This window comes from Rhizosphaericola mali, from assembly GCF_004337365.2.
GTDB lineage: Bacteria > Bacteroidota > Bacteroidia > Chitinophagales > Chitinophagaceae > Rhizosphaericola > Rhizosphaericola mali.
In genome coordinates this window covers 423,262-436,932 of sequence record NZ_CP044016.1, presented here as the reverse complement: position 1 = coordinate 436,932, position 13,671 = coordinate 423,262, and the positions used below count along the sequence as shown (strand labels likewise).

The following is a 13,671-nucleotide window of genomic DNA, read 5'->3' as shown; positions in this document are numbered from 1 at the left end:
TTGTCTTACTTTTGCTGCCGGTTTAAGTTGAATAGGTGTAAGATGCGAGATCTTTAGCAATTTTAAAAAGATGCATTTTTCTCAAAAAGTTCGTACATTTATACATTTGAACCTATTGTTTGTTTAAAATTTTACATTTTTTTTTATAAATAGAGTTAATAATTATTTAATGTAATATTTTTGCGAGCGAATAATAGCATAAATATTAATTATCAACTAAAATATTGGCACTTGAATCTGAAATCATTTTCGAATTTGGGTGAATTAAAAGTTGTTGCATGCAAAAAGAGTTAAGGAAAAAGATTGCAGATTTTAAAGAAGCGAATGCTATCAGAGAAAAGGGCTTGTACCCATTTTTTCGCCCAATTGAATCTGCACAGGATACAGAAGTTATAATAGAAGGCAAAAAAGTTTTAATGTTTGGTTCTAATTCTTATTTAGGCCTAACCTGTCATCCGAAAATTAAGGAAGCTGCAAAGAAAGCCGTAGAAAAATATGGAAGCGGTTGTGCAGGCTCTAGATTTTTGAATGGAACCCTTGATATACACATCAAATTAGAAGAACGTCTTGCAGAATACGTCGGTAAGGAAGCAGCGGTGTTGTTTAGTACCGGATTTCAAGTAAATCTAGGTATCCTTTCTTGCGTAGTTGGCAGAAATGATTATATCTTTTTAGATGAGTATGATCATGCGTCTATTATAGATGGTAGTCGTTTATCATTTGCAAAAACATTAAAATTTGCGCATAACGATCTTGATGATCTTGAAAATAAATTAAGCCAACTTCCAGAGGAAGCTGTAAAATTCATCAGTGTTGATGGTATTTTCAGTATGGAAGGAGATATCGTTAAATTACCACGCTTAACTGAAATCGCTGATAAATATGGCGCTACTATCATGGTTGATGATGCCCATAGCTTAGGCGTTATCGGTGATAAAGGAGCCGGTACAGCTTCTCATTTTGGATTAACTGATAAAGTTGATTTCATCATGGGTACTTTTAGTAAATCTTTTGCTTCTCTTGGTGGATTTGTTGCTAGTGATGCAGAGTCCATTGATTATCTTAAACATAGAGCTAGATCTTTGCTGTTCAGTGCAAGTATGACGCCTGCTTCCGTAGCAAGTGTTGATGCAGCTTTGGATATTATTATAAGCGAACCAGAACACATTGAAAATCTTTGGCGTAATACACATTATGCTAAAAACTTATTAGATGATGCTGGTTTTGATACAGGTAAAACAGAAAGTCCTATTATCCCAATATTTGTAAGAGATAATGACAAAACTTTCATGTTGACTCAACAATTACAAAATGATGGTATTTTCGTAAATCCAGTTGTTTCTCCGGGTGTCCCTTCTGATGCATCTTTAATTAGATTCTCCTTAATGGCTACTCATACTTTGTCTCAAATAGATGAAGCAGTAGAAAAAATAACAAAAAATGCTAAAAAAATAGGAATTCCTTTGTTTAATAAACAAAATGTATCCTAATTAGCAACTATTCAAATAATTTAAAGGGAGAAACTCGGGTTTCTCCCTTTATTAGTTACACTAAATCCAACCTACTTTTTAAATAATTTATTCTAAACTAAAAAATTATGCCGCTGGAAATAGTTAAAGTCACTTCGAAAAAACAATTGAATAAATTTATTGACTTTCCTCATGATTTGTATAAAAATGATCCCAATTATGTACCCGAATTATTTGTGGCACAGAGCGACTTAATGAATCCCAAAAAAAATCCCTTTTTCCTTCATGGCAAAATGCAACAATTCCTAGCCATTAAAGAGGGTAAAATAGTGGGTAGAATTGCAGGTATTGTAAATGGAACATATAAAAAAGTAATTGGTCAAAATGACGGATTTTTCGGTTTTTTTGATGTAGTTAATAGCCAAGAGGTTGCAAATGCGCTTCTCAGTACTGCAGAATCGTGGCTAAAAACGGAAAATATTACAGGAAAAATGATTGGACCCGCCAATCCATCCTCCAATGACACTTGGGGTATGTTGGTAGATGGGTTTGACACTCCTCCGATGGCAATGATGCCATACAATTTTTCTTATTATAATGATTTAGTATCTAATTATGGCTTATATAAACAGACTGATCTATTCGCTTGGTTATTTGGTCGTACTGGCTATGATGATGTAAAAGTTAGACGCGTTGCAGGATTGATTGAGGAACGTATGAAGAGAAAAGGCATTACTGTAAGACCCATCGATTTAAAAAAGAATTTCAAACGAGAGGTAGAGAGGATTAGAGAAGTTTATAATAAAGCTTGGGATAAAAACTTAGGTTCTATTCCTATGACGGATGATGAATTTACACATTTGGCTAAAGATTTAAAAATGATCGTTGATCCTAATTTTGTACGCGTTGCAGAAATGGATGGTAAGTTTATAGGTATTTCGATTGCCATTCCTAACATCAACGATATCCTTATTCATATCAAAAATGGTCGACTTTTTCCAACTGGATTAATCAAACTACTAACTCAAAAGAAAAAAATAAGAGGCATTCGTATTTTAATATTAGGTGTATTAGAGGAATATAGAAAACTTGGAATAGAGTCTGTATTTTATGCCGCTATGATGGATAGCATGCTAGCAAATCCAAGAATTGAAAAAATAGAAGCATCATGGATTCTAGAAGGAAATGAAGCTATGAATAAAGCCTTAGAAAACATGGGTGCAAAAATTTATAAAACCTACCGTGTATTTGAAAAACAGATATAGCTATTTTTTTCAAGCTTGAAACAAAGAATATTATTAGTTAAAATTGATTTGATGTAATACTTTTGCACCACATCAAATCAATTTTACTTAGATAACAATTAAGTAAAAATCGATCTACACCATCCTCCTGTAAAAAGCGTTATATTTATTAATAAAATTTCTTCTAAAGAATAAAAATAAAACAGGCAGGAATTTATACATCAATAAATGAATTTTTTTAAAATTACTGCGTCATTTTTTGGCGTAGGATATATTAAAGGTGGAGGTACTATTGCAGCTGCAATTTGGAGTCTTTTTTGGTATTTGTCACAGCACAATACAAGATCGCATCCCTACATGCAAATAATCACAACCATCGTTGTAATTATATTAGGCATTTGGGGAGGCAATAAAGTTGAGAAAGATTGGGGAGAAGATAGTCACAAAGTAGTTATTGACGAAATCGCTGGCATAAGCATTACGTTATTATTTGTACCTATCTGTTGGTTGTACATTCTCATTGGACTGATACTATTTAGATTTTTTGACATAACCAAACCGTTATATATCCGAAAAATGGAGCAATTTCGTGGAGGGTATGGAGTAATGGCAGATGATATTTTGGCAGGGATTTATTCCTCATTAGTATTACAAGCAATTGTTGCTAGTGATTTAATAAGTGCTTATTGTAGGAAATAAAATTTTAAATGCTAAAAAAACAAGAAGTTATCCAATTTTTGAAAGCACAAGCCTCTTCATTAATTGCGACAATTGTAGATTTTTCTGTGACCAATCTACTAATCAATTTTTTTGTTATTGACAAGGTCATAGCAAGTATATCAGGAACGGTGAGTGGTGGGGTTACTAATTTTTTGGTAAATCGTTTTTTTGTATTTACTAAAGCTGAGCAATCTGCGAGCAAAAATGAGGCTGTAAGATATTTTATTGTTTGGGTTGGTAATTTATTGTTAAATGCAGGAGGTGTATATATTTTAGCCAAATTATTGAATTGGAATGTAAACGTTAGTAAAATTATCGTTAGTCTTTGTATAGGTTTTTTTTACAATTATCCACTACAGAAAAAATTTGTATTTAAAGAAAAACGATTAATTGAATAGATTATAAAATAAAAACTTTGAGAAATATTAAATTCTTATTATTTGCACTAATGACTTTCAGCTGTCTGCAAGCTTTTAGTCAAAATAAATACATTTACGGGAACATAATCGATGGGGAAACTAGCCTTCCTTTATCAGACGTAGGTGTGTTTTTCGAAAAAGGTCGTGGCACGCATACCGATGACAATGGAAATTTCAAATTAAATCTTCCTAAAAGCGCAGTTAAATCTAATTTAAGTATTGAATTGACGGGGTATATCAACCAAAAAGTAGCGATAGATCCCAATATAGACACAATTAATCTTGGTGAGTTAATTTTGATACATAATAAAGAAAATCTTGATGGTGTAACTGTTACAGATAAAAAGAAAAAATATCGCAACAAAAATAATCCAGCAGTAGAGCTGATACGACAAGTCATTGCGCATAAGGAAGAAAACCAAATGACAAATTACCAATATGCATCATATGATAAATATGAGAAAATGGTGGCTTCCATCAGTAATATGTCTGATAAATTAAAGGATAAAAAATTTTTCAAAAAATATGAATTCTTACTCAACAATGTAGATACTACCAAATTCCCAGGAATTGGTTTATTACCTTTATATTTAGAAGAATTATCCTCTAAAAATTACTATCAAAAAAGCCCAGAGAAAAATCGTCAAATTATTACAGGTCAAAATAAAGTCGATTTTGGAGAGTTTATAGATACAAAAGGAGTCACTACTTACCTTAAGAGATTGTATGAAGAAGTTAATATTTATGATAATAATATTTCCTTATTTACCAATCAGTTTTTAAGCCCGATTGCCGGTGCAGCACCAACATTCTACAGATTTTATATCAGAGATACTTCAGAAGTGGATGGAATAAAGGTGGTTAAATTATATTTTACACCTAGAAATCCTCAAGATATGTTATTTAGAGGTACACTATTCGTGACTCTAGACGGACATTATGCGATCCAAAAAGTATCCATGTTTGCCCCACCCGCGTCGAATATCAATTTTTTAAGAGAACTAAAAATCAATTTAAACTTTGAAAAGCAAGCAGATGGACGTTATCTATTGTCCACAAGTGATTTGATCGGAGATTTTAGTGTTACAAAAAAGGGTGCGGGTCTATTTGGAGAAAGGTTAGTCAGCTATAAGGATTTTAAAATCGGCATACCAATACCAGATAGCATTTTGAAAGAACAACAGGTAGTAATATTACCCAATGCATTAAATAGGGATAGCAGCTTTTGGATAGCTAATCGTTTTGATACACTGACTCGTGCAGAGTCTCTTACATATAGTAACATTGATTCATTGGTTAAAATGCCTTCATTCAAAAGGACAATGGACTATGTAACGCTTTTTGTAGCTGGGTATAAACAATCATTTCATAACAAATTTGAAATAGGACCTGCGAGTACTTTTTACAGCTTTAACCCAGTAGAAGGATTCAGGTTAAGATTCGGAGGAAGAACAACCCCCAACTTAAGTAAACGTCTATATATGGAGACTTATGGAGCCTATGGCTTCAAGGATAAAAAGTTTAAATACTTTGGGAGCTTCACCTATTCCATTAATGATAAATCCATTTACACATTTCCCCAACACTATATCAGAGCAAGTTTTCAACGCGATACAAAAATCCCAGGTCAAGAGTTACAATTTGTACAGGAAGATAACTTCTTATTATCATTTAAACGCGGTAATAATGATAAATGGTTATACAATGACTTAGCAAGAATCGATTACGTAAAAGAATTTGAAAATCACTTTTCTATTGCTTCAGATTTTAAATATTGGAAGCAAACTCCAGCAGGTACGATTGCCTATGTGATGCCAACTGGAGGTGTTCCAAATGGTCGAGATAGCATACAAAATATAAGAACTAGTGAAATTGGTGTTACATTAAGATATGCTCCACATGAAGCTTTTTATCAAGGTAAATTGTATCGTGTTCCTATTATCAACCAATACCCAATAATCTCACTGTCTTACATAGCGGGAATTAAAGGGCTTTTTGGTGGTCAATATAGCTACAACAACTTTGACTTAAATGTATACAAAAGGTTCTATTTTTCTCAATTAGGTTATTCTGATGTAGTATTTGATGCCGGTTATACGGGAGGAAAATTACCTTTCCCATTACTATTTGTTCATCATGCGAACCAAGCGTACACTTACCAATTTGAGTCTTACAATATGATGAATTTCTTAGAATTTGTAAGTGATCACTATGCAAGCTTAAATGTGGATCATTTTTTCAATGGTTTCATTTTCAATAAGATACCTTTGTTCAAAAAATTGAAATGGAGAGAAGTTATTGAAGGTAAAATATTGTATGGTGGAGTTAGAAATGAAAATAATCCAGCAAAAAACCCAGATCAAATGTATTTCCCTACAACAAACGGAGCAATCAGTACATTTGTCTTGGATAAAAAACCATACGCAGAAGGGGGGTTTGGTATTGCCAACATCTTTAAAATTTTGCGTGTAGATTATATTTGGAGATTTACGTATTTGGATCATCCAGGAATTCCAAAATCAGGAGTTCGCTTTTTTATGAAATTTGATTTTTAACTTTGTACAAAAATTTATCAAAATATCCCAATACAAGCTCGAAAAGCTATTGAGAAAGTAAGCAATAATTATGCGTTTAAGAGACCGTATTCAACAAGGAATATACAAAGTTATAGATCCATTTGTCCGTTTTTTGATAAAAATCGGATTCACTCCTAACCGAGTTACAATGACAGGATTTATTCTCAATGTTGGAGTAGCCGTAATATTTATCGTAGGAGCCGAAAAAGGCAATAGAGGTGATTTTCGATTTGTGGGTTGGGCTGGAGCATTGACATTATTCGCCGGATTGTTTGACATGTTAGATGGTCAAGTAGCACGTATTGGAAAAATGAGTTCTGTATATGGCGCATTATTCGACTCCGTATTGGATAGATATAGCGAATCTATTATGTTTTTAGGGATTTGCTATTACTTAGTCGGTCAACATTATTTTTTAAGTTCATTATTTGCCTTTATTGCTATGATTGGCTCAGTGATGGTGAGTTATACAAGAGCAAGAAGTGAAGGTCTCGGTATTCAAAATAAGGGTGGATTTATGCAAAGACCAGAAAGAGTTATCTTAATTGGCATTTCAGGTATTGCTTGTGGCGTCGCATCTTCTTTTATTGGCGATTATAAATTATTTATACCAGGAATCAAATATCATGTATTTGAAACGATGTCTATCTTCACTATTCCAATCACAATCATGGCTGTGTTAACAAATATTACAGCAGTTGGCCGTTTAATGTCTGCTAAAAAATCATTGGAATTAAAGGAAAAGGAAGGGCTCTAAGAAAATAAAAATATATTTTAAAGGAAAAATTAGCTGTATTTTTGCAAGTTCAGAAGGCGATTAGACTAGTTTAATATTATTTAGTATGGCAAAAAATTACATTTCTAATTCTACAGATTCTCCCAGAATCTTTAAATCTGGAATGCTTGAACCTCTTTCCAAAGTTCATTTTTCAATTCCATTATATATTTTTATTCCTATTATAGCGTATTGTATCTATAGAGATTTCACTTTAGAAAAAGTGCAACTTGTAGCTTTTATCGGCTATTTTATTGGAGGCTTATTTATTTGGACATTTACAGAATATTTTTTACATCGTTTTGTATTCCATTTTACCCCTCATAATGACTGGCAAGAAAGAATACATTTTATCTTTCATGGCGTGCACCATGACTATCCAAGAGATAGAAAAAGATTAGTTATGCCACCTTCTGTGAGCTTACCTTTAGCATTTCTATTTTATCTTTTATTCAAAGCTATATTTTCTTCTGCAGCATTATTTGCATTTTTTCCTGGTTTTTTGCTAGGGTATTTATGTTATGATATGATGCATTATGCAATGCATCACTACACATTCAAGACTAATGCATTGAAAAGAATTCAGCAACACCATATGTTGCACCACTATCAAGATCCACTGAAAGGATTTGGTGTAACATCTGATTTATGGGATAAAGTATTCCATTCCGAATCAGTGATGAAAAATAAGTTGACAAAAGAGAAAAAATAAGAGTTTGAGTTACAAAAATGTGGTGACTGTAAGTCTGATATCCATTGCTTATTTGGGGCTTGCAGCGATTTTGATCGGTTTTAAAACAGATCAATTATTTATCGTGGGAATTTTTAATTTGATGTATTATATCAGCAAACCCACACGTCAGCTTATTATCGCATTATCTGTTTTCATTGTATTTTGGATCATATTTGACTTTATGAAGGCATTGCCAAATTATAAAGTCTCTACTATCCACATTGCAGACGTTTACAATCTAGATAAATCCATATTTGGAATAAATGAAAACGGTCAAACTTTGACAGTGAACGAATTTTTATTCCAACATCAATCCAAAGTTTTAGATTTTCTTTCTGGCTTATTTTATTTGTGTTGGATGCCTGTGCCTATTGGTTTTGGTATTTATTTATTTTATACCAATAGAAGAAAAGCTTATTTTGATTTTTCTCTAACTTTCTTGCTAACCAATTTTATTGGCTTTGTTGTTTATTATACATTACCAGCAGCACCTCCTTGGTATGTAGCATTACACGGATTTAATTTTAATCCACACACGCCAGGCAATACTGCAGGTCTAGCTAGATTTGACCAAATATTTGACATTCATTTATTTCAGGGAATGTATGCAAAAAGCTCCAATGTTTTTGCAGCTATGCCGTCTTTGCATGCCTCTTATCCTACTGTAACGTTTTTATATGCTGTAAAAAATAAGATTAAATACGGATCTATTTTTTGCGGTATTGTTATGATCGGCATTTGGTTTGCGGCACTGTACACGAGTCATCACTACGTTGTTGATGTTTTAGCAGGTATTTCATGTGCATTATGCGGTTATTTTCTTTATCAATATTGGGATAAAAATTGGAAAGCATTTCAACGTTTTTTGCAAAAATTGGTCGGTTTGGTAACAAATTAATTAGCCCAAACCTTCTTTTACTAAGTCGTGCAAATGAACAAATCCTACGAATCTGTTTTGTTCATCCACCACAATCAATTGAGAGATATCATTTTTGCGCATTAATTCCAATGCATGAATCGCCAATGTATTTTCAACAATTGTTTTAGGTTTTTGAGAATAAAAATCTTTCGCAGAAATAATGGAAATATCTGTAACATTTTGCAATAATCTTCGGACATCACCATCCGTTATAATTCCCAATACATATTCCTCTTCATCAATTACTGCAACTGCGCCTAATCTTCCTTGAGAAATAGTATTCAACACGTCTTTCAAACTAGAATCCAATTGTACAAATGGCGCTCGATTATTGGGATAAATATCTTCTAAAGTCAATAATAATCTTTTACCCAAATTACCGCCTGGATGATATTTGGCAAAATCATCTTCACTAAAATTTCGCAATTTCATCAAGCAAATAGCAAAAGCATCACCAATTGCCATTTGAATAGTTGTGCTATTAGTTGGTGCTAAATTATTGGGGCAAGCTTCCTTTTCGCAAGGAACGTATAGGAAATGATTGGCATTTTCTGCTAAATAAGAATTTTCCTTATTTACCATACCAATGATCAAATTTTCCCAACTATGCAAAATATTTACAAGATTTTTTATTTCTGGACTTTCTCCACTTTTACTCAGTATTAAAATTACATCCTCATTTTGAATCATTCCCAAATCACCATGAATAGCTTCTGCCGCATGTAAAAACATAGAAGGAGTCCCTGTAGAATTAAATGTAGCGACGATTTTTTGAGCAACAATTGCGCTTTTGCCAATGCCACTAACAATAATACGACCTTTACAATTATATAAAATTTGGACTATTTCCGCCAAAGATTCATTCAAATAATCTGCAGTGGCAATCAACGCATTTGCCTCAGATTTAATTGTATCTTTCGCCCAATCGGTAATTTCGCTATTTGTAAACATTTGGGTGCAAATTAGCAATTGTTTGTTGAGTGGAAAAGAGTAATGTGATAATTTCAAGCATTTATCCTTCAACCAATTACCACTTTGATTTATATCAATTAAGCAACAAACTTCCTCAAAAGTCATTTTTTTTAAGGAATATTGTAAAAGTAAATAGATTGATTATGGTAAAAAGTATGGCGGAAATGATGGCCAACGGAGAAACTCCCGAAGTTTTGTTCTGGGTTGGTTGCGCTGGTAGTTTTGATCAAAGAGCACAGAAAATAACGAAAGCTTTTGCACAGATACTTACAAAAACAGGAGTGAATTTTGCTATATTAGGAAAAGAAGAAGCATGTACTGGCGATCCAGCTAGACGAGCAGGTAATGAATTTCTTTTTCAGATGATGGCGTATAATAATATTCAAATATTGAATGGTTACGAAATCAAAAAGATCGTTACTACTTGCCCTCACTGCTTTAATACTTTGAAAAATGAATATCCAGAATTGGGTGGAAATTACGAAGTGATGCACCACACGACTTTTTTACAACAACTAATCGATGAAGGGAAAGTTGTATTAAAAGAAGGCGGTTCTTTCAAAGGAAAAAAAATAACTTATCACGATAGCTGCTATCTTGGTAGAGGAAATGATATATACGAAGCTCCTCGCAAAGTATTAGAAGCTTTGGATACGGAATTAGTAGAAATGAAACGTTGCCGTACCAAAGGTTTTTGCTGTGGTGCGGGCGGCGCACAAATGTTTAAAGAAGAAGAAAAAGGAACAGAGCGTATTAATTTTGATCGTTCGAAAGAGGCTATTGATACTGGCGCGAAGATTATTGCATCCGCTTGTCCTTTTTGCAATACCATGTTGACCGATGGTGTGAAAAATGAAGAACAAGAAGCCAATGTAAAAGTTTTGGATATTGCTGAAATTATCGCAGATAGTTTAGCATAATTTTGAATAGTATGTAATGTAATAAACAGGTCGGGAAATTTTCTCGACCTGTTTTCTTATTAGTACCTTTGTAAAAATTTATAGCATGGATTTAGACGTAAAGAAATATATACCAGAGGATTTTTCAGACGATTCAAGAGTGTGGATCTACCAAGCAAATCGCCTTTTGAATATCAATGAAACTTTAGAAGCAAATCGCATATTAGAGGATTTTGTCAATAGTTGGAATACACATGGCGCACAAGTCAAGGGTTTTGGAAAAATACTATTTGGACAATTTGTCGTCTTGATAGCTGATGAAAGTCAACAATTTGTAAGTGGTTGCAGCACTGACTCTTCCGTCAGAATTGTCAAAGAATTGGAAAATTTATTCAAAATAAATTTCTTTGATCGTCAATCTTTGGCCTTTTATGTAAATGACAAAATTGAATGTGTGAGATTATCTCACGTGGATTATGCATTGAAAAACAATATTTTATCGCCAGATACGCTTTATTTTAACAATACAGTTTTGACCAAAAAAGCATTGTTATCTAAATGGATTATTCCGATTAAAGAAAGCTGGTTGGCACAGAAATTAAAAATAGAAATCTAAAACATACATAGGATTATGCAAAAATTGAGCATGGACGAGCTCCATAGAATCTCAGTTGACGAATTTAAGGAAACAAAAAAAATACCTTTGGTTATTATTCTGGATAATATCAGAAGTATGCATAATGTGGGAAGCATTTTCAGATCTTCAGATGCTTTTTTGATTGAAAAAATAATTTTATGTGGGTTCACTCCTCGCCCACCACATCGCGATATCAACAAAACGGCTTTGGGTGCGACCGAAACGGTTCATTGGGAATATCAAGAAAATATTTTGGATGCAATTGCGTCTTTGAAAGAAGATGGATATAAAATATGGGGAATCGAACAAGTCGACAATAGCATTCCATTAGAAAATTTCAAAGTTACAAATACAGATAAAACAGCCATTATTTTGGGTAATGAAGTGGAAGGTGTACAAGAAGACGCTTTATTGCAATGCGATGGTAGTATCGAAATACCTCAATTTGGAACAAAACACTCTCTAAACGTGTCAGTTGCAGGCGGTATTTTAATCTGGGAAATTGCAAAAGCATATTTGTTGAAAAAATAAGTGGAAAAGTCGCAATTAGACCTTAATTTTGCAAAATTTTATTTTTTTCTATCATGCCTAAAGACAATTCAATTAAATCAGTATTAATTATTGGTTCTGGTCCTATTATTATCGGTCAAGCCTGCGAATTTGATTATTCAGGTTCACAAGCTGCGCGTAGTTTGAGAGAGGAAGGTATCAAGGTTATCTTGATCAATAGTAATCCGGCTACGATTATGACCGATCCGATCATGGCGGATAAAGTGTATTTATTGCCATTGACTCCTGAAAGTATTGAAAAAATTCTTTCTGAAAATGATATCGATGCGGTACTTCCTACTATGGGTGGACAAACAGCGTTAAATCTTGCAAAAGAAGTAGACGAACAAGGAATTTGGGAAAAGTACAGCGTTCGTATGATTGGTGTGGATATCAAAGCAATTGATAAGGCAGAGGATAGAGATTTGTTCCGTAAATGGATGTTGGAAATCGGTGTACCTGTTGCTCCAGCAATGATTGCCAACAGCTTTTTGGAAGGAAAAGAAAGTGCTCAAAAAATTGGTTTCCCATTAGTTATACGTCCATCCTTTACCTTGGGAGGTACTGGTGGTAGTTTTGTACATACCAAAGATGAATTAGATGTTTGCTTGACAAGAGGTTTGCAAGCTTCTCCAATTCATGAAGTCTTAGTAGAAAAAGCGGTTTTGGGTTGGAAAGAATACGAATTAGAATTGTTGAGAGATTCTGCTGATAATGTAGCGATCATCTGTTCTATCGAAAACTTTGATCCAATGGGTGTGCATACTGGAGACAGTATCACTGTAGCGCCGACACAAACATTAAGCGATCCAGCATTTCAATTGATGAGAAATACGGCCATTCAGATCATGCGTGATTTAGGAAATTTCGCAGGTGGTTGTAATGTTCAGTTCTCTATTAATCCAGAAACAGAAGAATTAATCATCATCGAAATCAATCCTCGTGTGAGCCGTTCTTCTGCACTAGCCTCTAAAGCGACCGGTTATCCAATTGCGAAAATTGCTGCTAAATTGGCAATTGGCTACAATTTGGATGAATTGAAAAATCAAATTACACAAACAACTTCTGCTTATTTCGAACCTGCGTTGGATTATGTAATTGTCAAAATACCGCGTTGGAATTTTGACAAATTTAAAGGGGCGGATGACACTTTAGGTTTGCAAATGAAGAGCGTTGGAGAGGTAATGGCAATCGGAAGAAGCTTTAACGAAGCCATTCAAAAAGCTTGTCAAAGTTTGGAAAACAAAGCCTTGGGTTTAGGTATTTATTCTAGTACCAAAATGAAAGCAGAAGAATTGATTGAATATATCAAAATTCCAAAATGGGATAGAATTTTCAAAATCAAAGAAGCTTTGATGCAAGGCGTAACCGTAAAGACTGTTTGCCAAGCCACCAGAATCGACAAATGGTTTATCAATCAATTATACAATCTTTGCGTAATTGAGAAAGAAATTGCAAATTACTCTTTAGATACTTTACCATTAGATTTGTTGAAAGAGGCCAAGAAAAATGGTTTTGGTGATGCGCAGTTAGCTACAATTTTACATGGAGATTGCTCTGAAGATGCTGTTTACAAAAAACGTACAGAAGCAGGTATCAAACGTGTTTATAAAATGGTAGATACTTGTAGCGCTGAATTCGAGGCCAAAACGCCTTATTTCTACAGCAGCTTTGAGGGATAATTTTTGAATAAATTGTTTTTTAAACTTATAAAAAGTCCAAACGCAGGATAATAATTGTTATTTTCGTTTGGACTTTT

13 protein-coding genes are annotated in these 13,671 nt (G+C 33.5%); 12 read left to right on the top strand and 1 reads right to left on the bottom strand.

The features are described 5' to 3' along the window. The first annotated feature begins 278 nt into the window (after window positions 1-278). The 8 genes from spt to E0W69_RS01835 all read left to right on the top strand — a co-directional run bounded on the left by spt (window position 279) and on the right by E0W69_RS01835 (window position 8,834). Entirely contained in the window at window positions 279-1,490 is a 1,212-nt protein-coding gene (gene spt / locus E0W69_RS01870; protein ID WP_131328337.1) for a serine palmitoyltransferase, read from the top strand. A 107-nt stretch (window positions 1,491-1,597) separates the two neighbouring features. Next, window positions 1,598-2,734 (top strand): hypothetical protein, encoded by a 1,137-nt coding sequence (locus E0W69_RS01865; protein WP_131328336.1) that lies wholly within the window; start codon window positions 1,598-1,600, stop codon window positions 2,732-2,734. Window positions 2,735-2,941: 207 nt separating this feature from the next. Beyond that, entirely contained in the window at window positions 2,942-3,412 is a 471-nt protein-coding gene (locus tag E0W69_RS01860) for a phosphatidylglycerophosphatase A family protein (protein ID WP_131328335.1), read from the top strand. Between the two features lie 8 nt (window positions 3,413-3,420). Beyond that, window positions 3,421-3,831, top strand: a complete 411-nt coding sequence (locus E0W69_RS01855) for a GtrA family protein (RefSeq protein WP_131328334.1) — start codon at window positions 3,421-3,423, stop codon at window positions 3,829-3,831. A 17-nt stretch (window positions 3,832-3,848) separates the two neighbouring features. Then, on the top strand, window positions 3,849-6,407 hold the full coding sequence (locus E0W69_RS01850; RefSeq protein WP_225321361.1) for a DUF5686 family protein: 2,559 nt from the start codon (window positions 3,849-3,851) through the stop codon (window positions 6,405-6,407). 70 nt (window positions 6,408-6,477) lie between these two features. Next, window positions 6,478-7,185 carry a CDP-alcohol phosphatidyltransferase family protein gene (locus tag E0W69_RS01845; RefSeq protein WP_131328332.1) on the top strand — a complete coding sequence of 236 codons (708 nt, stop codon included), beginning with the start codon at window positions 6,478-6,480 and terminating at the stop codon, window positions 7,183-7,185. Window positions 7,186-7,270: 85 nt separating this feature from the next. Then, window positions 7,271-7,915, top strand: coding sequence for a sterol desaturase family protein (locus E0W69_RS01840; RefSeq protein ID WP_131328331.1), 645 nt, complete (start codon window positions 7,271-7,273; stop codon window positions 7,913-7,915). A 4-nt stretch (window positions 7,916-7,919) separates the two neighbouring features. Further along, entirely contained in the window at window positions 7,920-8,834 is a 915-nt protein-coding gene (locus E0W69_RS01835) for a phosphatase PAP2 family protein (protein WP_131328330.1), read from the top strand. Here the strand turns inward: E0W69_RS01835 and E0W69_RS01830 are convergent, their stop codons facing one another. Next, window positions 8,835-9,806: a KpsF/GutQ family sugar-phosphate isomerase gene (locus E0W69_RS01830; RefSeq protein ID WP_131328329.1), complete on the bottom strand. Its 972-nt coding sequence runs from the start codon at window positions 9,804-9,806 to the stop codon at window positions 8,835-8,837. A 164-nt stretch (window positions 9,807-9,970) separates the two neighbouring features. On the opposite strand from E0W69_RS01830, the gene E0W69_RS01825 reads away from it, so the two are divergent. The 4 genes from E0W69_RS01825 (at window position 9,971) to carB (ending at window position 13,594) form a co-directional block, all read left to right on the top strand. Continuing rightward, on the top strand, window positions 9,971-10,747 hold the full coding sequence (locus E0W69_RS01825) for a (Fe-S)-binding protein (RefSeq protein WP_131328328.1): 777 nt from the start codon (window positions 9,971-9,973) through the stop codon (window positions 10,745-10,747). 85 nt (window positions 10,748-10,832) lie between these two features. Continuing rightward, a complete protein-coding gene (locus tag E0W69_RS01820) occupies window positions 10,833-11,342 on the top strand; it encodes a hypothetical protein (protein WP_131328327.1) in 510 nt (169 codons plus the stop codon). 15 nt (window positions 11,343-11,357) lie between these two features. After that, window positions 11,358-11,894, top strand: coding sequence for an RNA methyltransferase (locus tag E0W69_RS01815; protein ID WP_225321360.1), 537 nt, complete (start codon window positions 11,358-11,360; stop codon window positions 11,892-11,894). Window positions 11,895-11,947: 53 nt separating this feature from the next. Beyond that, complete coding sequence (carB, locus tag E0W69_RS01810; RefSeq protein ID WP_131328325.1) at window positions 11,948-13,594, top strand: carbamoyl-phosphate synthase large subunit; 1,647 nt, start codon at window positions 11,948-11,950, stop codon at window positions 13,592-13,594. Window positions 13,595-13,671 lie beyond the last annotated feature (77 nt).